Source organism: Cupriavidus sp. C1SS-2L (assembly GCF_057073735.1).
This window is the reverse complement of sequence record NZ_CP172708.1, coordinates 1121011-1142324: the sequence shown is the minus strand read 5'-3', so window position 1 is coordinate 1142324 and position 21314 is coordinate 1121011. Positions and strand designations below refer to the sequence as shown.

The 21314-nt window shown below is 64.2% G+C and carries 26 protein-coding genes; 7 read left to right on the top strand and 19 right to left on the bottom strand.

The window, feature by feature from the left end:
• Positions 1-41: 41 nt before the first annotated feature.
• From hscB to uvrB, 12 genes are all read right to left on the bottom strand, one after another.
• Complete coding sequence (hscB, locus tag ACIGJG_RS05310) at positions 42-560, bottom strand: Fe-S protein assembly co-chaperone HscB (RefSeq protein ID WP_011297244.1); 519 nt, start codon at positions 558-560, stop codon at positions 42-44.
• A 50-nt stretch (positions 561-610) separates the two neighbouring features.
• Positions 611-847 carry a DUF3565 domain-containing protein gene (locus ACIGJG_RS05305; RefSeq protein WP_011297243.1) on the bottom strand — a complete coding sequence of 79 codons (237 nt, stop codon included), beginning with the start codon at positions 845-847 and terminating at the stop codon, positions 611-613.
• A gap of 22 nt (positions 848-869) precedes the next feature.
• On the bottom strand, positions 870-1190 hold the full coding sequence (gene iscA / locus ACIGJG_RS05300) for an iron-sulfur cluster assembly protein IscA (RefSeq protein ID WP_011297242.1): 321 nt from the start codon (positions 1188-1190) through the stop codon (positions 870-872).
• Between the two features lie 37 nt (positions 1191-1227).
• Positions 1228-1629 carry a Fe-S cluster assembly scaffold IscU gene (gene iscU / locus ACIGJG_RS05295; RefSeq protein WP_011297241.1) on the bottom strand — a complete coding sequence of 134 codons (402 nt, stop codon included), beginning with the start codon at positions 1627-1629 and terminating at the stop codon, positions 1228-1230.
• 66 nt (positions 1630-1695) lie between these two features.
• On the bottom strand, positions 1696-2919 hold the full coding sequence (locus ACIGJG_RS05290; protein ID WP_272956352.1) for an IscS subfamily cysteine desulfurase: 1224 nt from the start codon (positions 2917-2919) through the stop codon (positions 1696-1698).
• Between the two features lie 58 nt (positions 2920-2977).
• Complete coding sequence (iscR, locus tag ACIGJG_RS05285) at positions 2978-3538, bottom strand: Fe-S cluster assembly transcriptional regulator IscR (protein WP_011297239.1); 561 nt, start codon at positions 3536-3538, stop codon at positions 2978-2980.
• Positions 3539-3619: 81 nt separating this feature from the next.
• Complete coding sequence (locus tag ACIGJG_RS05280) at positions 3620-5737, bottom strand: site-specific recombinase (RefSeq protein ID WP_483672854.1); 2118 nt, start codon at positions 5735-5737, stop codon at positions 3620-3622.
• 48 nt (positions 5738-5785) lie between these two features.
• Positions 5786-6268, bottom strand: a complete 483-nt coding sequence (locus ACIGJG_RS05275) for a low molecular weight protein-tyrosine-phosphatase (protein ID WP_140949040.1) — start codon at positions 6266-6268, stop codon at positions 5786-5788.
• A 152-nt stretch (positions 6269-6420) separates the two neighbouring features.
• The gene (locus ACIGJG_RS05270; RefSeq protein WP_011297237.1) at positions 6421-6660 is read right to left on the bottom strand and encodes a hypothetical protein; all 240 of its coding nucleotides are present in this window, start codon (positions 6658-6660) and stop codon (positions 6421-6423) included.
• A 55-nt stretch (positions 6661-6715) separates the two neighbouring features.
• A complete protein-coding gene (locus ACIGJG_RS05265; protein WP_011297236.1) occupies positions 6716-6937 on the bottom strand; it encodes a hypothetical protein in 222 nt (73 codons plus the stop codon).
• 17 nt (positions 6938-6954) lie between these two features.
• Positions 6955-7254: a putative quinol monooxygenase gene (locus tag ACIGJG_RS05260; protein WP_011297235.1), complete on the bottom strand. Its 300-nt coding sequence runs from the start codon at positions 7252-7254 to the stop codon at positions 6955-6957.
• Positions 7255-7324: 70 nt separating this feature from the next.
• Positions 7325-9412: an excinuclease ABC subunit UvrB gene (gene uvrB, locus ACIGJG_RS05255; protein WP_011297234.1), complete on the bottom strand. Its 2088-nt coding sequence runs from the start codon at positions 9410-9412 to the stop codon at positions 7325-7327.
• Between the two features lie 188 nt (positions 9413-9600).
• On the opposite strand from uvrB, the gene ACIGJG_RS05250 reads away from it, so the two are divergent.
• Entirely contained in the window at positions 9601-10797 is a 1197-nt protein-coding gene (locus ACIGJG_RS05250; protein ID WP_011297233.1) for an amino acid aminotransferase, read from the top strand.
• A gap of 281 nt (positions 10798-11078) precedes the next feature.
• Positions 11079-12320: a polyhydroxyalkanoate depolymerase gene (locus ACIGJG_RS05245; protein ID WP_011297232.1), complete on the top strand. Its 1242-nt coding sequence runs from the start codon at positions 11079-11081 to the stop codon at positions 12318-12320.
• A gap of 73 nt (positions 12321-12393) precedes the next feature.
• Here ACIGJG_RS05245 and ACIGJG_RS05240 read toward each other — a convergent pair whose 3' ends face one another.
• Positions 12394-13026: a TetR/AcrR family transcriptional regulator gene (locus ACIGJG_RS05240; protein ID WP_011297231.1), complete on the bottom strand. Its 633-nt coding sequence runs from the start codon at positions 13024-13026 to the stop codon at positions 12394-12396.
• A 191-nt stretch (positions 13027-13217) separates the two neighbouring features.
• Here ACIGJG_RS05240 and rsxB point away from each other — a divergent pair, with 191 nt between their 5' ends.
• Both rsxB and nth read left to right on the top strand, forming a co-directional pair.
• Positions 13218-13979 carry an electron transport complex subunit RsxB gene (gene rsxB, locus ACIGJG_RS05235; protein ID WP_041679528.1) on the top strand — a complete coding sequence of 254 codons (762 nt, stop codon included), beginning with the start codon at positions 13218-13220 and terminating at the stop codon, positions 13977-13979.
• Positions 13976-14620 (top strand): endonuclease III, encoded by a 645-nt coding sequence (nth, locus tag ACIGJG_RS05230; protein WP_011297229.1) that lies wholly within the window; start codon positions 13976-13978, stop codon positions 14618-14620. The genes rsxB and nth overlap by 4 nt, the downstream gene beginning before the upstream one ends.
• A gap of 62 nt (positions 14621-14682) precedes the next feature.
• Here nth and ACIGJG_RS05225 read toward each other — a convergent pair whose 3' ends face one another.
• Both ACIGJG_RS05225 and ACIGJG_RS05220 read right to left on the bottom strand, forming a co-directional pair.
• Positions 14683-15270 carry a malonic semialdehyde reductase gene (locus tag ACIGJG_RS05225; RefSeq protein ID WP_011297228.1) on the bottom strand — a complete coding sequence of 196 codons (588 nt, stop codon included), beginning with the start codon at positions 15268-15270 and terminating at the stop codon, positions 14683-14685.
• Between the two features lie 89 nt (positions 15271-15359).
• A complete protein-coding gene (locus ACIGJG_RS05220) occupies positions 15360-16286 on the bottom strand; it encodes a DMT family transporter (RefSeq protein ID WP_011297227.1) in 927 nt (308 codons plus the stop codon).
• Between the two features lie 102 nt (positions 16287-16388).
• On the opposite strand from ACIGJG_RS05220, the gene ACIGJG_RS05215 reads away from it, so the two are divergent.
• Positions 16389-16820: a DUF1841 family protein gene (locus ACIGJG_RS05215; protein WP_483672853.1), complete on the top strand. Its 432-nt coding sequence runs from the start codon at positions 16389-16391 to the stop codon at positions 16818-16820.
• 129 nt (positions 16821-16949) lie between these two features.
• A complete protein-coding gene (locus ACIGJG_RS05210) occupies positions 16950-18203 on the top strand; it encodes a phospholipase A (RefSeq protein ID WP_483672852.1) in 1254 nt (417 codons plus the stop codon).
• Positions 18204-18207: 4 nt separating this feature from the next.
• On the opposite strand, the gene ACIGJG_RS05205 is transcribed toward ACIGJG_RS05210, so the two are convergent.
• Both ACIGJG_RS05205 and grpE read right to left on the bottom strand, forming a co-directional pair.
• Complete coding sequence (locus tag ACIGJG_RS05205; protein ID WP_483672851.1) at positions 18208-18633, bottom strand: thioredoxin family protein; 426 nt, start codon at positions 18631-18633, stop codon at positions 18208-18210.
• 101 nt (positions 18634-18734) lie between these two features.
• The gene (grpE, locus tag ACIGJG_RS05200) at positions 18735-19289 is read right to left on the bottom strand and encodes a nucleotide exchange factor GrpE (RefSeq protein WP_011297223.1); all 555 of its coding nucleotides are present in this window, start codon (positions 19287-19289) and stop codon (positions 18735-18737) included.
• A gap of 272 nt (positions 19290-19561) precedes the next feature.
• On the opposite strand from grpE, the gene ACIGJG_RS05195 reads away from it, so the two are divergent.
• Complete coding sequence (locus tag ACIGJG_RS05195; protein ID WP_011297222.1) at positions 19562-19720, top strand: hypothetical protein; 159 nt, start codon at positions 19562-19564, stop codon at positions 19718-19720.
• A 71-nt stretch (positions 19721-19791) separates the two neighbouring features.
• Here the strand turns inward: ACIGJG_RS05195 and ACIGJG_RS05190 are convergent, their stop codons facing one another.
• Together ACIGJG_RS05190 and hemH are read right to left on the bottom strand one after the other, a co-directional pair.
• Positions 19792-20187: an RNA-binding S4 domain-containing protein gene (locus ACIGJG_RS05190; protein ID WP_011297221.1), complete on the bottom strand. Its 396-nt coding sequence runs from the start codon at positions 20185-20187 to the stop codon at positions 19792-19794.
• A complete protein-coding gene (hemH, locus tag ACIGJG_RS05185) occupies positions 20184-21299 on the bottom strand; it encodes a ferrochelatase (RefSeq protein ID WP_011297220.1) in 1116 nt (371 codons plus the stop codon). Before hemH ends, ACIGJG_RS05190 begins: the two co-directional genes overlap by 4 nt.
• Positions 21300-21314 lie beyond the last annotated feature (15 nt).

Genomic DNA, 21314 nt, shown 5'->3' with positions numbered 1-21314 from the left:
ACGGGCGCCATTGTCACATGGCCCCGCCAAACGTGCCGGGACTACCCTTCCAGCCGGTCGATCGCCTCGCTGGTATCGTGTTCGATCTTCTCGATGAACATCAGCTGCCGCACCGCCGCGCCTGCGGCTTCGTTGTCTCCGGCATCGAGCAGCTTGCCAAGCGCGGTGTGCCGCTCGCGCTTTTCCTGGCGCAGGCCGCGCAGCAAGCCATCAAGGCGATCGACATCACGGGACTCGACGGCGTCCTGCAGATCCTCGCGCCACTCCATCTGCTGCATCAGGAACGCGGGTGACATGGCGGTGTTGTTCTCCGCCTGCACGTCCACGCCGCGCAGTCCCAGCAGGTAGATCGCGCGTTTGAGCGGCTGGCGCAGCGTACGGTAAGCCTCGTTGGCATGCGCGGCCCACTGCATGGCCACGCGCCGCTCAGCCTCGCCCGCCTTGGCAAAGCGGTCCGGGTGTGCCTGCGACTGCACGGTGCGATACGCGGCGTCCAACGCCGCTTCATCGACGCCGAACTGCACCGGCAGGCCGAACAGCGCAAAAAAATCGTCTTTCAAAGCTTCCCCAACAAAAAGGAGCGGCCGCGCCGCCCCCTTGTGCATTCACGTCAACCGCGTCCGGCGCCTTGAGTGAACTGCGCCCATTCGGCCGGCGGTTCATTGCGATCGCATTTGAGGCAGTTCACCACGGCGCCAAGCCGCGCCGCCCTGCCCTGCTCCGTGTTCGTCCACGGCCGCAATTGCCAGGGCGGGTTGTGTCGCATGTGCTGCCCGTGACCGCAATCGAGTTCGGCGACCCAGTCGCCTTCCTCATCCCGATGGAACCCGACGATGCTGCGTTCCATGCGGTGCCTTACCAGCCAGCGCTCAGACCGTGAACGATTCGCCGCAGCCGCACTCGTCCTTGACGTTCGGGTTGTTGAAGCGGAAACCTTCATTCAACCCTTCGCGCGCATAGTCGAGTTCGGTGCCGTCGATATACGGCAGGCTCTTGGCGTCGACGATGACCTTGATGCCATGCGACTCGAACACCTCATCTTCAGGGTGCAGCTCGTCGACGTACTCCAGCTTGTAGGCCAGGCCCGAGCAGCCAGTGGTCTTCACGCCCAGGCGCAGGCCCACGCCCTTGCCACGGCGTTCCAGGTAACGGGCCACGTGCCTGGCGGCCTTCTCGGTCATCGTGATCATCGTTGCGTCTTCCTTCTTCTTTCGGAACCCAAGAAACTCAGGCGGCCTTCTGGTCAGCTGCCGGGTGCTTCTTCTTGTAGTCCTCGACAGCCGCCTTGATGGCGTCCTCAGCGAGGATCGAGCAGTGGATCTTGACCGGCGGCAGCGCCAGTTCTTCGGCGATCTGGGTGTTCTTGATCTCGAGGGCCTGGTCGACGGTCTTGCCCTTGACCCACTCGGTCACGAGCGACGACGACGCGATGGCCGAGCCGCAGCCATAGGTCTTGAACTTGGCGTCTTCGATCACGCCGGCCTCGTTCACCTTGATCTGCAGCTTCATCACGTCGCCGCAAGCCGGGGCGCCGACCATGCCGGTACCCACATCGTCGTCGTTCTTGTCGAACGAACCGACATTGCGGGGGTTTTCATAGTGGTCGAGAACCTTCGTGCTGTATGACATTTTGCTTACCTCTTGCGTATCTTTTACGGGGGTCTTGCTTTTATTCTTGCGGGATCCGGCGAACGCTCAGTGCGCGGCCCACTGGATCGAGTTCAGGTCGACGCCGTCCTTGAACATCTCCCACAGCGGCGACAGGTCGCGCAGCTTGCCGATCTTGTTCTTGAGCAGTTCGACGGTGTAGTCGACTTCCTGCTCGGTCGTGAAACGGCCGACCGTGAAACGGATCGAGCTGTGCGCGAGTTCGTCATTGCGGCCCAGTGCGCGCAGCACGTACGACGGCTCCAGCGAGGCCGAGGTGCAGGCCGAGCCCGACGACACGGCCACATCCTTGATCGCCATGATCAGCGACTCGCCTTCGACGAAGTTGAAGCTGACGTTCAGGTTGTGCGGCACGCGCTGTTCGAGGTCGCCGTTCAGGTAGACCTCTTCCATGCTCTTCAGGCCATTCCACAGGCGGTCGCGCAGCATGCGGATGCGTTCGTTCTCGGTCGCCATTTCTTCGCGGGCGATACGGAACGCTTCGCCCATGCCGACGATCTGGTGCGTGGCCAGCGTGCCCGAGCGCATGCCGCGCTCATGGCCGCCACCGTGCATCTGCGCCTCGATGCGGACGCGCGGCTTGCGGCGCACGTACAGCGCGCCGATACCCTTCGGGCCATAAGTCTTGTGGGCCGAGAACGACATCAGGTCGACCTTCAGCTTGTTGAGGTCGATCACCACCTTGCCGGTCGCCTGCGCGGCGTCGCAATGGAAGATGATGCCCTTCTCGCGGCAGATCTCGCCGATCTGCTCGATGTCCTGGATCACGCCGATCTCGTTGTTCACGAACATGACCGACACCAGGATCGTGTCCGGGCGGATGGCCTGCTTGAGCACATCCATGTCGATCAGGCCGTTTTCCTTCACGTCGAGGTAGGTCACCTCGAAGCCCTGGCGCTCCAGTTCGCGCGTGGTGTCGAGCACGGCCTTGTGCTCGGTCTTCACCGTGATCAGGTGCTTGCCCTTGCCCGAATAGAAGTTCGCGGCGCCCTTGATCGCGAGGTTGTTCGACTCGGTCGCCCCAGACGTCCACACGATTTCACGCGGATCGGCACCGACCAGCGCGGCCACCTGCTCGCGTGCTTCTTCCACCGCACGCTCCGCTTCCCAGCCATATGCGTGACTGCGCGACGCGGGATTGCCGAACTGCTCGCGCAGGTACGGAATCATCTTGTCCGCCACGCGCGGGTCCACCGGCGTGGTGGCCGAGTAATCCATGTAGATGGGGAAATGTGGGGTGCTCATCGTTATGACTGCCTTTTTCAGGGGGACCGCTGATCGCTTGTATCGCTGCTTGCTACCGGGCGCTTCAGGACTGCGCCAGGCTGAAAACCGAATTCACCATCCGGGCACGGACCGGCTTTTCGGCGGCCTTTTCCGCCTTGCCGCGCGCCGCGGGTGCCGCCTGCTGCACGGCAGCGTCTTCGCGCATGTCGTGCAGGACGGCCGGCTGCTTGGCGCGCTGCTGGTCCACCAGGTTCTTGAGGGAGACGGAATCGAGATATTCGACCATTTTCTGGTTCAGCGTCGCCCACAGCTCGTGGGTCATGCAACGCCCGGAGCCGTCATCTCCGTTACAATTGCCCTTTCCACCGCACTGGGTGGCATCAAGCGGCTCGTCCACGGCGATGATGATGTCCGCCACGGTGACGTCTTCCGCCTTGCGCGCGAGGCTGTAGCCACCGCCCGGTCCGCGCACGCTTTCGACGATCTCATGCCGGCGCAGCTTGCCGAACAGCTGTTCCAGGTAGGACAGCGAGATCTTCTGCCGCTGGCTGATGCCCGCGAGCGTGACGGGCCCCTGGTCCTGGCGCATGGCCAGGTCGATCATCGCAGTGACCGCAAAGCGGCCTTTGGTGGTCAGTCTCATGATGCAGGGCTAATACTTGATCGTTTCCGTCAAGTATAAAGGTACCCGACTATTTCAGTCAACTACCCCTACGGCACCGCATCAAACCCGGCGGCCGCCCGCGACTGGCGCCGCGCCTGCCGTCCGGGGCGGCACGATCAGCAGCAACGGGTGTTTCAGGATGCGGCGCCGCACGGCCGCGCTGAGTTCGGCCCGGTCCACGCGCCTCAGGTGGCGTGATCGCAGCGCCATATTGAACGCCAGCGCAAAGCTCACGCCCACGTTGAGCACGCCCATCAGCGCGATGCCAGCCACCGCAAGCCAGAGCGACGGTAACCGCAAGGCGTCGAGCCCCAACACGCCCAGTGCCGTGCCCACCGAGCCGGTCGACAGCGTGACGTGCCGCACTTCCATGTGCGGTCCGAAGAAACTCAGGATCTCGGGCCCCAGCCCCAGCAGGAAGCCGAGCGACACGTTCGCGCTGATACCCGACATATTGCGCTTCCAGAAATCCGCGAGACGCAGCGCGCCGCGCTCGCCCAGCACGTAGCGCAGGCGCCGGTTGTACGCCATGACATCGTGCACCTTGTGCAGCGCGAACCAGTTGTCGGCCCAGCCCGCGATCAGGCTCGACAGCCACAGCAGCACGCCCGTGAACGCCGCGTAGAGCGGCGTCGGCCCCAGGATCGAGAATGATTCGATCGTGGCGATCGCCTTGGCCGGCGTGATTAGGTTCGCACCGAGGATTTTGCTGGCCAGCCACTGGATCGCCAACGCGACGGGAAACACCACGGCCAGGTTGCCGAAGATCGCCGCCGCATTGGAACGGATCATCGAGATGGTGTCGTCGACGAACACTTCGCGCCCCTCCGGACGCCTCGCCCCGTCAAGCCGGTGCGCGAGTGCCGGGCCGGTCATGGCTGGCTGCTTGGTGGCTAGCGTGAAATGCGCGAAGTGGATGGCGAGGAAGCTGCCCGCGTAGTTGAACGAGGCGAGCAGCCCTTCTATGAACTTGTCGAGGTGCAGGCCGTAGATGAAGAACTTCAGGTACACGGTCGCCACGGTGATCAATCCACCGCCGGCCGCGGCACGCATAAGCTCGCCGTATTCCTTGCGATCGCGCGTGATGTAGTGCTCGCCGGTTTCCGCTGAACGCTCCACCACGCGGCGCGCCAGTTGCGCGAACGACACGCCGGCCAGATCGGATACGCTGCGGCGCGCCTGCGTCGAGCGGATCAGTTCCGCGACCAAGTTCGCGTGCATGCCCGGACGATTCGGCTCCACCCATGCGGCCAGCAGCAGTTCAATGCGCGCAAGCTGCACCTTCATCCGTTCGATCTGGAACACGACTTCGACCGAAACGCCGTTCTCTTCGAGGTCCGCGTAGACCTGTTGCGCGGCGGCGTGGCATTCGTCCAGCAGTGCGCGGAAATAGTTGAGGCGGTGGCCGAATGCGTCGTCGCTGTGGGCCAGGTCCGGTTCGCACAGGGCCTTGATGGCGCTGTCGAGGTGATAGAACGGTGTGTCCTCGACGTTGCCGCGCAGCCGCGAACGCACGGACTGGCTCAAGCCGGTGGCGCGCACCTGGCTCACGAGCACGGCAATACTGGTGGACAGCGTGTGTCCGAGTGCATCCCAGTAGCGCATCATGGCCTGCGCTCGCGCCTCCGGCTGCCCGGCGTCGGTCGTGCTGTCGCGCATCACGCGCGCGAGCCGACCCAGCAGATCATCGTCCAGCGCCTCGACCCAGTCCGCGTCGTGCGGCCCGACAAACAGCAGCGCGAACAGTGCCGCCATGTCGCTCAGGTTGGGCGGCGGGGGCAGGAAGCGCGCCTGCAGCCGGTGCATCATCTCGCTGACGAAGCCGGGGTGCGACGCCACGCCGGTATCGCAGAACAGTGCCGTCGGGTCGTTGTCGCGCACGATGCTGCGCACCGTGGCGCCAAAGCGCCCGGCCCAGTCGGGATGCCGCTCCAGCACCTGTATCAGGTAACGCATGCGTACATGCTCGCGATGGCTGCGGGCATCGCCCCCGGCACGCTCGCCGCCGTCGACCTCGACACCGGCCATGCCGTCGCGGCGGACCCAGAAACCCAGTTCGATCAGCCAGCGGTTGCGGTCCGCCAGCGGCGCCTCGGGATCGGCCGCCGTCAGGATGGCGTCAAGTTGCAGGCTGGCATTGCGCGATTCGCGCCATTTCCGGAACAGGTTTCGAAGCATCAATTCTCACAAAGGGTGGCGGACGGCCTGTGCCGTGCGGCAGGCAGGCTAGCGACGCAGGCGCTCGCGCAGCATCTCGACGATGCCGTCGCAGGCGTCTTCCACGTAATCGAGCACGCGCTCGAAGCCGTCGCCTTCGCCGTAGTAGGGATCGGGCACCTCATCCGCCTCATGGCGGGTGGCGAAGGTCATCAGCAGCCGCAGTTGCTGCGCCGGAGCCTGCGGGCAAAGGGCCGACAGCCGCTCGAGGTTGTCCCGGTCCATCGCGAGCACCAGATCGAAACGCGTGAAATCCGGCACAGCGACCTTGCGCGCGCGCAGCGCCGAGAGGTCATAGCCGCGTTGTTGCGCATAGCGCTGCGTGCGAGGGTCCGGGGCGCGGCCCAGGTGATAGTCGTGCGTGCCGGCCGAATCGAGCTCGACGAGATCGGCGAGCCCCGCGGCGACAAGCTTGGCGCGCAACACGCCCTCAGCCGTGGGCGAGCGGCAGATATTCCCCATGCAGCACATCAGGATGGCGTACTTCTTCATGGCTTCCCGTCCGGTGAGTGGATGAAACGCCGCAGCAGGCATCATCCACCCGGCGCAGAGCGCCAGCCATGGGCCGGACCACACCTGGTGTCGCGCGTGGGTGCCTTGCCGGCGAAGGGGGCGATTTTAACGCCCCTGGCAGTGGCAACCCTCTAGAGCCGTTTGGCCAGCCGCTCTCCGTGCACAAATCCGGCGATTTCCGCCGCTTCGGCAGATTTGTAGTGGTCGGTGATCAGCGATTTCTCGGTCAGCGTCGCGGCCGCGCGGATATTGCAGCCAGCGCGGCAGACCCGGACGGTGTATTCCCACTCGCTCTGCGAGCGGAGCCGCACCTGGACCTGCACTTCGTGGGTTTCATAAACCTTCTTCTTCCATTCGCCGATTTCGGCCATAACCGTCTCCAGGAATGATGGGCGTGCCGGCGTATTGCGCGCTGGTGCGTGGTTGTCAGTTCACCTCACCGGCGTCGATGGCGCGCATGGCAGCCGCTTCCGCCATGGCCACCGCGGCTTCCGGTGTCGGCGCCTTGCCGGCCAACGCCTCGAACGTGGGGCCGGAAGGTTCGCCAAAAGAGTCGCCAATGCGCAACTGTGCGGCAAAGCCGCCGCCCGCTTCCGGGACCGCGCTGGCCACCACCGTGTAGCCGCCGTATTCGAACTGTCGTTCCATGTCGAGCCTCCCGCCGTTCAAGGCAGCTTGGCTGCCAGGACTTCGAGCTTCTGGATCGGCGGCGCGGCGACGAGCAGATCGGGCGCTTTCGCCATCAGCGCAGCCGCCACCTTGCCTGCCAGATGCGCATCGCGCGCGCCTTCATCGGGAAACGCATCGAAGATGCCGAACGTCGAGGGTCCCAGCCGCAGCGCGAACCAGGCCGTGGTGCCGGCCTCCTGCTCGACCAGCGGCAGGCCGTCGCGCAGGAACTGCTCCACTTCCGCTTCCTTGCCGGGCTTGGCCTGAAGCGGCACCCACAGCGCTAACTTGACCATGGCGCATCTCCTGATCTGGCGTGACGCTTTCCACTATAGGCCAGCCCGTGCGCGGCGCGCCGCCGCAGCGTTACACCGGCGGCATTGGCGCTTCCTCGCCGCTGGCACCGAACAGTTGGGCCTTGAGCTTGGCGAGCTGGTCGCGCACCTGCGCCGCCTTCTCGAATTCGAGGTTCTTGGCGTGATCCATCATGAGCTTTTCGAGCCGCTTGATCTCCTTCGAGACCTGCTTCTCGCTCATGTCCTCGTAGCGCGCGCGCTCCTGTGCCGCCAGCAGTTCGGCCTTGACCTCGCCCGCATCGTAGACGCCGTCGATGATGTCCTTGATCCGCTTGATCACGCCGCGCGGCGTGATGCCGTTGGCCTCGTTGAACGCCATCTGCTTGGCGCGGCGCCGCTCGGTCTCGTCGATGGCCTTGCGCATCGAATCGGTGATGCGGTCGGCGTACAGGATCGCGGTCCCGTTCACGTTGCGCGCGGCACGGCCGATGGTCTGGATCAGCGAACGCTCGGCGCGCAGGAAGCCTTCCTTGTCCGCGTCGAGGATGGCGACCAGCGACACCTCGGGGATATCCAGCCCTTCGCGCAGCAGGTTGATGCCCACCAGCACGTCGAACGTCCCCAGGCGCAGGTCGCGGATGATTTCCACGCGTTCCACCGTGTCGATATCCGAGTGCAGGTAACGCACCTTGACGCCATTCTCCGACAGGAACTCGGTCAGCTGCTCGGCCATGCGCTTGGTGAGCGTGGTCACCAGCACGCGTTCGCCGGCCTCCACGCGCAGGTTGATCTCGGACAGCAGGTCGTCGACCTGTGTGGTAGCGGGCCGCACGATGATGATCGGGTCGACCAGCCCGGTCGGCCGCACGACCTGCTCCACGACTTGCCCGGCGTGCTCCTTCTCGAACTGCGCAGGTGTCGCCGAAACGAACATCACCTGGCGCATCTTGCGTTCGAACTCCTCGAACTTGAGCGGCCGGTTGTCGAGCGCGGACGGCAGCCGGAAGCCGTATTCAACCAGCGTGGTCTTGCGCGCGCGGTCGCCGTTGTACATGCCGTTGAGCTGGCCGATCAGCACGTGCGATTCGTCGAGGAACATCAGCGCGTCCGACGGCAGGTAATCGACCAGCGTCGGCGGCGGCTCGCCGGGCTTCGCGCCCGACAGGTGGCGCGAATAGTTTTCGATGCCCTTGCAGAAGCCGAGCTCGGAGAGCATTTCCAGGTCGAAGCGAGTGCGCTGCTCGAGCCGCTGCACCTCCACGAGCCGGTTTTCCTTGTGGAAGAACTCAAGCCGGTCGCGCAACTCCGCCTTGATGTCCTCGATCGCGCGAAGGACAGTTTCGCGCGGCGTCACGTAGTGGCTCGACGGATAAACGGTGAAGCGCGGAATCTTCTGCCGCACGCGGCCGGTGAGCGGGTCGAAGAACTGCAGCGACTCCACTTCGTCGTCGAACATCTCGAGCCGCACCGCCATTTCCGCGTGTTCGGCCGGGAAAATGTCGATGGTATCGCCGCGCACGCGGAACGTGCCGCGCTGGAAATCGGTCTCGTTGCGCGTGTATTGCATGGCAATCAGTCGAGCGATCACGTCGCGCTGGCTGATCTTGTCGCCCGTACGCAGCGTCAGGATCATCTGGTGGTATTCGTTCGGGTTGCCGATACCGTAGATGGCCGACACCGTGGCCACGATGATCGTATCGCGGCGCTCCAGCAGGCTCTTGGTGGCCGACAAGCGCATCTGCTCGATGTGCTCATTGATCGACGAATCCTTCTCGATAAACAGGTCGCGCTGCGGGACGTAGGCCTCGGGCTGGTAGTAGTCGTAGTAGCTGACGAAGTACTCGACGGCATTGCGCGGGAAGAACTCGCGGAATTCGGAGTAAAGCTGGGCAGCCAGCGTCTTGTTGGGTGCAAAGACGATGGCCGGGCGCCCCATGCGCGCGATCACGTTGGCCATCGTGTAGGTCTTGCCTGAGCCCGTCACGCCGAGAAGCGTCTGGAACGACAAGCCGTCCTCTATCCCTTCCACCAGTTGCCGGATAGCCTCCGGCTGGTCGCCCGCCGGGGGGAACGGCTGGTAGAGCTGGAACGGCGAGCCCGGAAAAGTGACGATTTTGTCTTCGTCCAGGGCCGGCGCGACTTCGGCAAGGTTTGACATAGGCGACTAGGGGAAAAACCTGAGAAAAGGGGGCGAGTGCGGGGGCAGATACGCTAGAATCTTGGGGTTGCACAGCCTAGCTTCAAGTCAGTCAACGCCCGCAAGCAGGTCTGCCGCACGCCCCCCAGCGCAGTCCGAAGCATTCTACGCCTTCCCGTTTTCTTACATTGCCGACCACGAGAGTCCAAATGAGTTTGTTTTCTGCCGTCGAAATGGCCCCGCGCGACCCGATCCTGGGCCTGAATGAAGCTTTCAATGCCGACACCCGCGCCACCAAGGTGAACCTGGGCGTTGGCGTTTACTTCACCGACGAAGGGAAAATTCCGCTGCTGCGCGCCGTGCAGGAAGCGGAAAAGGCGCGCCTGACCACCGCCACGCCGCGCGGCTACCTGCCGATCGAAGGCATTGCCGCCTATGACCAGGCCGTGCAGTCGCTGCTGTTCGGCAAGGAATCGCCGCTGATCACGGAAGGCCGTGTTGTGACGGCTCAGGCACTGGGCGGTACCGGCGCGCTGAAGATCGGCGCCGACTTCCTGAAGCGCCTCTACCCGACTTCGAAGGTCGCGATCAGCGACCCGAGCTGGGAAAACCACCGCGCGCTGTTCGAAGCCGCCGGCTTTGAGGTCGTGAACTACGCCTACTACGACGCCCCGACCCACGGCCTGAACTTCGCCGGCATGGTGGAATCGCTGAAGTCGTATCCGGCCAACACCATCGTCGTGCTGCACGCTTGCTGCCACAACCCGACCGGCGTCGACCTGTCGGCCGACCAGTGGAAGGAAGTGGTCGCGCTGATCAAGGAACGCAACCTGATCCCGTTCCTCGACATGGCCTACCAGGGCTTTGCCGACGGCATCGACCCGGACGGCGCAGCCGTGCGCCTGTTCGCGGATTCGGGGCTGCCGTTCTTCGTGTCGAGCTCGTTCTCGAAGAGCTTCTCGCTGTACGGCGAACGCGTGGGCGCCCTGTCGATCGTCACGACCGGCAAGGAAGAAGCGCAGCGCGTGCTGTCGCAGGTCAAGCGCGTCATTCGCACCAACTACTCGAACCCGCCGACGCACGGCGGCACCGTGGTAGCTACCGTGCTGAACAGCCCGGAACTGCGCGCCATGTGGGAAGAGGAACTGGCCGAAATGCGCGACCGCATCAAGCTGATGCGCCACGCGCTGGTCGACAAGCTGGCCGCCAAGGGCGTGAAGACGGACTTTTCGTTCGTGAAGGCGCAGCGCGGCATGTTCTCGTACTCGGGCCTGACCTCGGCGCAAGTCGACCGCCTGCGTAACGAGCATGGCATCTACGCCGTCGGCACCGGCCGCATCTGCGTGGCCGCGCTGAACAGCCGCAATATCGACGCCGTCGTCGACGCTATCGCGGCAGTGCTGTAAAGACCGCATTGTGAAGTGCTGCCGACACGCCGGCAGCACTGGCATGATGCATGCGTCATCAAAAGGCAGCTACGTGCTGCCTTTTTCTTTTTGTCATTCCGTTTTGTCATGCGGAATTAAGGCCTTTGGGCTATTGTCTTTTCCCGTTGCCGTCGTACCTTAGGGTATATGCTGCACAGCACGATCGTTCGGTTGCGTGCATAATCGGCACACAGTCGCACGGTGGTGCCCCCATCGAGAAAGACGTTTTCATCGTATTCGTATCACCAGGCCAGACCGCCATGCTCTACCAACTGCATGAGTTCCAGCGTTCGATGCTGCACCCGCTGACCGCGTGGGCACAGGCGACCGCCAAGACTTTCACCAATCCCCTCAGTCCGTTGTCCCTGGTTCCCGGCGCCCCCCGCCTGGCTGCCGGCTACGAACTCCTGTACAGGCTCGGAAAGGAATACGAGAAACCCGCGTTCGACATCAAGTCGGTACGCTCGAACGGCCGCGAAATCCCGATCGTCGAACAGACCATCATGGAAAAGCCGTTCTGCCGCCTGGTCCGCTTCAAGCGCTACGCCGATGATCCGGACACCATCAAGCTGCTCAAGGACGAGCCCGTGGTGCTGGTCGCCGCACCGCTGTCGGGCCACCACGCCACGCTTCTGCGCGACACGGTGCGCACGCTGCTGCAGGACCACAAGGTCTATGTGACCGACTGGGTCGACGCGCGCATGGTGCCGGCCGAACATGGCCCGTTCCACCTGTCGGACTACATTTATTACATTCAGGAGTTCATTCGCCATATCGGCGCGGACAAGCTCCACGTCATTTCGGTGTGCCAGCCCACCGTGCCGGTGCTGGCAGCGATTTCGCTGATGGCCTCGGCGGGCGAGAAGACGCCGCTCACCATGACCATGATGGGTGGCCCGATCGACGCTCGCAAGAGCCCGACAGCGGTCAACTCGCTTGCGACCAACAAGTCGTTCGAGTGGTTCGAGAACAACGTGATCTACACCGTGCCGGCCAACTATCCCGGCCACGGGCGCCGTGTCTATCCGGGCTTCCTGCAGCATGCCGGTTTCGTGGCGATGAACCCGGACCGCCACCTGTCGTCGCACTACGACTACTACCTGAGCCTGATCCAGGGGGATGCCGATGACGCGGAAGCTCACGTGCGGTTCTACGACGAGTACAACGCCGTGCTCGACATGGCAGCCGAGTACTATCTCGACACGATTCGCGAGGTCTTCCAGGAGTTCCGCCTGGCCAACGGCACGTGGACCATCGACGGCAATCCGGTGCGCCCGCAAGACATCAAGGGCACTGCGCTGCTGACCGTCGAAGGCGAGCTCGACGACATCTCCGGCGCCGGCCAGACCTCCGCGGCGCACGACTTGTGCGCAGGCATTCCACAGACGCACAAGCACCATCTGTCCGCAGCGAAGTGCGGCCACTACGGGATCTTCTCGGGCCGCCGCTGGCGCGATGAAATCTATCCGCAGCTGCGCGATTTCATCCGCAAGTACCGGTGACCTGACCGTCCGCCATGCAAGAACGCCCGCAACCGCGGGCGTTTTTTTCTGCGCCGTGGATGCAACGCGCCGGTCAGCGCCGCAGGTAGCTCAGGAGCATGTCGGTGTGCAGTTCGGCGAAGCGTTCGTGCTCGTCCTGCGAAGCCACGTCCCTGCCAATCACTGCACTGATGGTGTAGCGGTTGGACAGCACGTAATAGCCCAGCGCCGAAATGGTCAGGTAGAACTGCGGAACGTCGATGTTGTCTCGGAACAGCCCGTGCTGCTGGCCGCGACGGATGATGTCCGCCAGCACGTTGACGATCGGATTGACTAGCTGGTGCAAGTGCGCCGATTTCTTCAGGTGGCGCGCCTCGTGCAGATTCTCGCTGTTGACGAGCCGAATGAACTCCGGGTGCTGGTAATACCAGTCCCAGACGAAGCGGGCCAGCGTGCGGACCGCGGCGACGGGGTCTTCGTCGGTGATATGGAGCCGTTCCTCATCGGCGCGGAACTCGGCGTACTGCTTCTCAAGCACGGCCAGGAACAGCCCTTCCTTGCTGCCGTAGTAGTAGTACAGCATGCGCTCGTTGGTCTCGGCACGGCGCGCAATCTGGTCGACTCGGGCGCCGGCCAGGCCGCCCTTGGCAAATTCCTCCGTGGCCGCCGCCAGGATGCGGCGGCGCGTGCCCTCTGGGTCCCGCTTGGTTCTGGTCTCGTTTGACATGGGATAAGGGTCGATGTTTGCGCGGATTATGGCACACCCGCGCACGCTTCTGGCCCGCTGGCCGTCGCGCATGATGGCCGGTTCTGTCCGATCGTGAAATCGGGGATAATCCGTGCGGCGCATGGCCCGCAGAGGCCGGCCCGCGATGTTGCCGGCAGCCTGCCGCCATCACGAATACTCCTGTTCCCGCTATTCCTGCTGTTGTCGTGAGTTCCACCCAAACCCTCGCAGACCGCCTGGAGGCGCTGCTGCCGCAAACCCAGTGCACCAAGTGCGGCTTCAACGGCTGCCGTCCGTACGCCGAAGCCATGGCCAGCGGCGAAGCCGCGTCCAACCGCTGCCCGCCCGGCGGCGCGGAGGGAATCCGTCGCCTGTCCGCGGTGCTGGGCACCGGAGCGCTGCCGCTCGACCCCGAACGCGGCGTCGAGCAGCCGCGCGCCGTTGCGCGCATCGACGAAAGCCTGTGCATCGGCTGCACGCTGTGCATCCAGGCCTGCCCGGTTGACGCCATCGCCGGCGCAGCCAAGCAGATGCACACGATCATTCCAGAGCTGTGCACCGGCTGCGACCTCTGCGTGCCGCCCTGCCCCGTCGACTGCATCGACATGGTGCCCGTCACCGGCGAGCGCACGGGCTGGGACGCCTGGACGCAGGAACAGGCCGACGCCGCGCACGCCCGCTATGTCGCGCGCAAACAGCGGCTGGTGCGCGAGCGCGAGGAGAACGATGCCCGCCTAGCAGCCAAGGCCGCCGCCAAGCTGGAAGCGCTGCAGGCGGAAGCCGCCCAATCCGAAACCGAACGCGCCGCGCAGGAACGCAAGCGCGCCATCATTCAGGCCGCCATCGAACGCGCGCGGCAGAAGCAACAGGCCGCGCGCAGCAGCACCGCCACGCCAGACAACGGCAGTGCGGGCGACGACAACAACGACAAACCGACGCCACCAGAACGATGAATGTAGCCAAGGTTCATGCGCTGTTCGAGACCCTGCGCGAGGTCAATCCCGCGCCGGCCACCGAACTGGAATACAGCTCGCCGTTTGAACTGCTGATCGCCGTACTGCTGTCGGCGCAGGCGACCGATGTCGGCGTCAACAAGGCGACGCGCCGGTTGTTTCCGATCGCTCACACACCGCAGCAGATGCTGGATCTCGGCGAGGAAGGGCTGAGCGAGTACATCAAGACCATCGGGCTCTACAAGACCAAGGCAAAGCATGTGATGCAGACCTGCCGCATCCTGGTCGAGCAGCACGGCGGCAAGGTGCCGCCGGACCGCGCCGCGCTGGAGGCGCTGCCCGGCGTGGGCCGCAAGACTGCCAACGTGGTACTCAATACCGCCTTTGGTGAGCCGACCATCGCCGTCGACACGCACATCTTCCGCGTGGCCAACCGCACCGGGCTCGCGCCCGGCAAGAACGTGCAGATCGTCGAGGACAAGCTGCTCAAGGTGGTCCCAAGAGAGTTCCTGCACGATGCCCACCACTGGCTGATCCTGCATGGCCGCTACGTCTGCAAGGCGCGCAAGCCGGAGTGCTGGCACTGCGTGATCGAGCCGCTGTGCGAGTACCGCGACAAGACCGAAGCGCCGCAAGGCTGATTGCACCCACGAACGAAAAAGACCCGCGCTGGCGGGTCTTTTTTCATGAGCGACGTGCCAGATCAGACGATCCGGCAAGCCTCGTCGAACGACAGGCGCGGCAGGCGCGGATGCAGCTTGTCGCCTTCGCCATAGCCGAGGTTGCACAGGAAGTTGACTTCCCACTTGCCGTCCGGGAAGAACGCGGCATTGACCTTGTCGGCGTCGAAGCCGCCCATCGGGCCGCAGTCCAGGCCCATGGCACGTGCGGCCAGGATGAAGTAGCCACCTTGCAGCGAGCTGTTCATCAGCGCATCGCGCGCGATCTTGGCATCGTTGCCGGCATACCACGAGCGTGCATCGGCATGCGGGAACAGCTTGGGCAACTGGTCGTGGAAAGCCTTGTCGAACGCGATGATCGCCGTGACGGGCGCCGAGCGCGTCTTTTCGGTGTTGCCAGCCGACACGCACTCGACCAGGCGGGCCTTCTCGGCGGCGCTCTTGACGAAGACGATACGTACCGGGCAGCTGTTGGCAGCGGTCGGGCCGAACTTCATGGCTTCATAGACCTGGTTCAGCACGGCATCGTCCACGTGACGATCTTGCCACACGTTGTGCGTGCGGGCTTCGGTGAACAACTGGGCCAGGGCTGCCTGATCGATCTGGGTCATGCGCTCGTTCCTGTACATGGGTGTGAAAGGGAACGCGAATTGTACCGAAGCGCGAGGCGCCTCGCGTGCAGGCGCTTTGATCGGGAAATTCAATTCTGTTGGACTTCCCCCGATCCGCTCGCACGGCGGGTCAGCCACAGCACGCCAGCCAGAATCAGCCCACCGCCGACCGCCTGCGCCCCGCTGATGTGCTCGCCCAGCAGCACGGCGGCCAGGGCGACAGTGACGACCGGTTCCAGCGTCGACAGCATCGACGCCTGCGCAGCGCCCAGGCGCTGCAAGCCGGCAAAGAAGGTCAGGATAGCCAGCACCGTGGACAGCAGCGCAATGCCGAGCATCGCGAGCCAGCCGCCGGCGGTGACCGGAAACTGCGGCGGCACGCCTGCGCCAATCCGCAGCACGCTGACCGTGCCATAGACTAACGCCGCGGCCGTGCAGATCACCGTAGTGGTGGCAATCGCATTGACGCCCGCCGTGACGCGCGCGCCAATGATGATATAGACGGAGTAAATCACGGCAGCCGCCAGACCCAGCGCAATCCCGAGCGGGCTGCCCTCCCCGCCGCCCACGGTAAGCCCCGCGCCCACCGAGCAAAGTACAAGCGCGATGACAGCGGCCGTGGTCAAGCGCTCCTTGAGGAAAATCGCCGCCAGGATCGTGACGAACAGCGGGTACAGGTACAGCAGCAAGGCCACCAGGCTGGCTTGCGCGTGATTGAGCGCGCTGAAGAAGCAGAACGACTGGCCGACGTAGCCGATGCCGCCCATGGCTGCCAGCGCCAAAACGCGCCCCCACGATGGCAGGCGGATGCCGCGCACCCGCATGACGAAAGCGAGTGCCACCGCAGCCAGCGCGAAACGCACGGTCAGCAGGCCATAGACATCGGCGCCGGCCTCGTAGGCAAAACGCGCAAAGATGGCCATGGCGCCGAAGGCGCTCGCCGACAGGGCAATCAGCAACACGCCAAAGAACTTTTCCCGGGCGCGCTCGGAGACAGCGGTCGTGGTAGCGGTCATGGAATTGGGTGAACAGCACGGCAAATTGGCCAACCCCGCATTCTAATGGCGCTGGCGCCAGCGTCAGCGCGTGCGGAGGCGCTCGTTTACAATGGCGCCATCATGTTCAATCCGTCCCGAGAAGAAGTCCGCCGATTTTTCTGCGATGCCTGGCAGAAGCAACTCACCGGCGGCGTCCTGACCCCGCTGGAAGCCATTGCCGTCGACTGGATCCGCGAGCACCCTGAGTACCACGCGCTGCTCACCGATACTGAAGGCGCTCTGACACAGGACTACACCCCCGAGCAGGGCCAGACCAATCCCTTTCTGCATTTGTCCATGCACCTGTCGATCTCGGAACAGGTGTCGATCGACCAGCCCCCGGGCATCCGCCAGGCTTATGAAGCCCTGACACAGCGGCTCGATTCGCCACACGAAGCCCAGCACCAGATCATGGAGTGCCTGGGAGAGATGTTGTGGCAGGCACAGCGTTCGGGGCTGCCGCCCGACGGCGCGCAATACGTCGACGCCGTACGGCGCCGCGCATCGCGCTAACCTCGTACGGCCAGACGGGCCTGCCGCCTGCGTACAATTCGTCACAAACGCTCTCGAGTGACGTGGTAGGCTTACGGGCATTGCCATCCGCCTGCGCCCGTCGTCCAGCCGGACAAGGCGCCTACCGACATGCTCCAGACTTCAACGACCTGGGGACGGCTTTGCCTGCTGTTCGCTTGCACCTGGCCCCTCTCAGGCCACGCAGCGGTCTCGATGCTCCAGCCTCCCCGCGTCATCGACGGCACCCGGCCACTCGCGCTCACCCTGCTGATCAGCGCGGAAACCGGCACCCGGCGGTACGCGGTACCTGACACGCTTGAAGTCACGGTCTCGGGCGATTTGCAGGCGCCCGTGAAGCTTGTGCTGCGGCGCACGGAGCCAGGCCCCGCCATTCTTTCCTTGCGCAAGGGCGAAAACCGGACGATCCGCTATGCGGCGGAGCTGCCGCCCGGGCTGCGCGGCACGGTGCGCCTGGATGCCACCGGCATCGACGCTGCACCGGTGCTCGTCACGCTGAACCAACAGGCGGCGCCTGACCAGCCTGCCGCTGCGCCATTGGCCACCGCCCCATCCGCGCCGGCCCGTCAGATCCAGTCCGCCGAAACACCAGCACCAATAGTCACCGTCGCCTCGGCCACCCAGCCGGCACCCGCGCCCGTCGACCTGCGCGACAGCGCGCGCCTGTCGTTCAACGATCCGATGTACTTCATCGTCGGCGCGCACGACGGCGGCAACGCGAAGTTCCAGCTCAGCTTCAAGTACCGGATCTTCGAAGGCACGGATCCGGCGTCGCGACGCTTGATCGACAATCTCTACTTCGGGTACACGCAGTTCTCGCTGTGGGACTTGTCGCAGGAGTCCAAACCGTTCCGCGACACCAACTACCGACCGAGTTTCTATTACTACCTGTCGGACACCGGCGTGCATAACCGCGCCATCAGCCGCCTGTCGCTAGGCACCGGATTCGAGCACGAGTCCAACGGGCGCGACGGCGACCAATCACGCAGCATCAACACGGTCTTTCTCAAGCCGGCCTTCTATTTCGGCGACCAGAACGACTGGCACTGGCGCGTCGCGCCCAAGCTCTACGCCTACCTGGAAAAGAACGACAACCCCGACATCGCGCACTACCGCGGCTACATGGATCTGGAGCTGGCTTATGGCAAAGCGGATTCGTGGGAATTCGCCGCGACCGTGCGCAAAGGCACGCGCAAGTGGTACGGCAGCGTCGACGCGCGCGTCACCTATCCGCTCGCTCGGCTGATTCCGGGCACGGCCGGGTATCTGATGGCGGGATATTTCGTCGGCTACGGGGAAAGCCTGCTCGACTACAACCAGAAGGTTCCGTGGCAGTTCCGGCTCGGCTATGCGCTGTCCCGCTAACTGGCTAACCGGCCAGCGGCTTGCCTTCCGACTTCAGACGCGCATTGGCCACGGCCGCCGCAAACTGGCCATGGCCATGCCAGCCGGTAGCCCGGCCAAGCTTCTTGCCATTCCGGAAAAACATGAAGACCGGGATGCCATGCAGCCCGAAGCGCCGGCCAAGGTCGGGATGCGCGTAGACATTGGCATGGAGCCAGTGCAGGTCCAGCGCGCGGATCGGCTCCGCATTAGCCAGCATGGCCTTCTTCGCCATCTCGCAGTTGAAACAGTCCACGCCCCAGAAAAATACGCATACCAGCTTGTCCCCGGCCGCGGCCACGGCGGCGTCGATCGACGTGCTGTCCACCGACTGCATGCAGAGTGCGTCGAACGCGCGGTGGTCAGGGTGCGCGTCGGAGGACGCGGAGGTTCCGGCTGCTGCATCGCTCATGTCATACCTCGCGGAATGGCAAGACGCCCCAGGGCCAGGATGGCGCTGGGGCGTCGTTGGGCAGAGCCTGCGGGCGCATCAGCCGCGCCCGCCGCTACCGCTTACTTAGGGGCCGATACCGTCACCAGCGCCGGACGCAGCACGCGATCCGCAATCGTGTAGCCGCGCTGCAGCACGGTCACGACCGTGTTCGACTCCTGCTCGGACGGGACCATCGAGATGGCCTGGTGGCGATGCGGGTCGAACTTTTCGCCGACCGGGTTCAGTTCGACGATCTTGCCGCGCTCGAAGGCTGCCGACAGCTGGCGCGCGGTCAACTCGACACCTTCACGCAGCTTGGCGATATCGCCCGAGCCGTCGGCGAGCGCGGCTTGCAGGCTGTCCATCACGGGCAGCAGATTGTCGGCAAAATTCTCGATGGCGAACTTGTGCGCCTTGGACACGTCTTCCTGTGCCCGGCGGCGGATGTTTTCACCCTCCGCGACGGCACGCACGTACATGTCGTAGTGCTCGCGCGCCTTAGCTTCCAGCGCGGCAAGCTGCGCCGCCACGTCATCCGCGCCGGCAGTCTCGGGCGCGGCCGTTGCGGCGTTGACGGCCGCTTCGGCGGCCGTGTCAGGCGTCGGGGTGGATGGCGTCTGCTTCTGTTCTTCCATGTCGATCCGTATCAATACATTGTCGCGACCGGCCAATGCGGGCCGCGGTGGGTAAATCGGCGTGTGTCACGAGGATGTTGTACCAAACCGTGAGTTTTCAAGAGTGGTTGCAAAGAGACCCCGAAACACACCGTTACAAACGCCCCCCTTATGCAATCGACCGCTTATTGCTTTGGTGCACTGCACTCACTAAGATTCTTATTAAGAAAAATGACAAAAATACCGGGGGGCCGGAGTTGATTCACATTTGTGCCTCTTCCGAAAGGTGGGCCATGCACAAGCTGCCTGTCGTGACGCTCTGCCTGCTTGCCGCACTGTCGGTAATGACGGTCTTTATCTGCCTGTCCGGCGCGCTGACGCCGCGCGATACCGAGTATGGCAGCGGCAAGGCTGTGTTCAAACATTACATCGTCCAATACGTCAACCCTTAAAGCCATCGCGGTTGACGTCGATTCTGCCCGCGCGGCCGACCGGTTTCTGCTGGTTAGGCCGTGTTGTTGTATCAGTTTCTAAAATCATCGATGCGCCGGCGGTCCCGCTTGGTCGGGCGGCCCTGTAACTGGGACGACGGTTCAGGCTGGTAGCGCCGCTGCTCCGTCTCGGCCTGGCGGCGCGCCTGGCTGGCTTCCGTCTCGGCATACAGCGTCTGCGCCACCGGCGCCGAACCGCGCGCTGGCGCAATGCCCTTCACCACCAGTTCCCAGCGCTGCTGGTGGGCTTCCAGCACGATCGTGTCGCCGGGCTTGACCTCGCGCGAATTCTTGCACGGCTGGCCATTGACCGTCACCTTGCCGCGCTCCACGGCCTCGGCCGCCAACGAGCGCGTCTTGAAGAAGCGCGCGCACCATAACCATTTGTCGATACGCAGGCGGGCATCGGGTTCGAAACTGACATTCACGCTGCGGCTCCACGGGTCTGCGCGCGACTGCGGCGCGCTTCGAGTTCATGCGCATGCGGCATGTTCAGCGGCCAGCCCTGCACGTGCTGCAAGGCAATCTCGGCCAGTGCGGAAATCCAGGGCTGCGCGTCGTTCATGCATGGGATGAAATGGAACGTCTTGCCGCCGGCGACCATAAATTCGGTTTGCCCTTCCATGGCGATTTCTTCCAGTGTCTCGATGCAGTCAGCCGGAAAACCCGGGCAAAACACATCGACCCGGCCCGCACCGACCTTGCCGAGTTCGGCCAATGTCGGGGCGGTATAGGGCTGCAACCACTCGGCTTTGCCAAAGCGAGACTGAAACGTCACCTGATACTGCCCCGGCTGCAAGCCCAGGGCGTCGCCAAGCAGCCGGCCGGTCTTCAGGCACTCGCAATGGTAGGGATCGCCTAATTCCAGCGTTCGGCGCGGCACGCCGTGAAACGACAGGATCAGCTTATCGCCGCGCGCGAAATCAGGCGTGCCGTGCTGCGCCCAGTATGCGCCGACCTGCTGGTGGAGCGCCGCGATATAGGCGGGATGGTCATGGAAATGCTTCACGAGCCGGATTTCTGGCTGGTTGCGCCACTGGCCGAGCACGCGAAACACCTCGTCGAATGCGGTGGCCGTGGTGGTACCGGAGTACTGCGGGTACATGGGCAGCACCAGAACCTGTTCCGTGCCCTGGCGGCGCAGTGCTTCCAGCACGGAAGCAATCGACGGATTGCCGTAGCGCATTGCGCATGCCACTGTAAGCTCGTAGCCCTGCTGGTTCAGCAGGCGCTGCAGCGCGTGCGCCTGGCGCTCGCTGTACACGAGCAGCGGCGATCCGGTCATATGCGCCTCGCGCAGCCAGATCGATTCGTACTTGAGTGCCGACGCACGCGCGCGCAGCGGCAGAATCACACCGTACAGCAACGGCAGCCAGGCCAGGCGCGGAATCTCGACCACGCGCGGATCGGACAGGAATTCCTTCAGATAGCGCCCCACCGCCTTCGGGGTCGGCGCATCGGGGGTGCCTAAGTTGACTAGCAAAATGGCCGTGCGCGGCGCCTGGCCGTGCTGGTAGGCCGGTTCGGGAGAAAACGTCATGTCGCTTCCGGTATG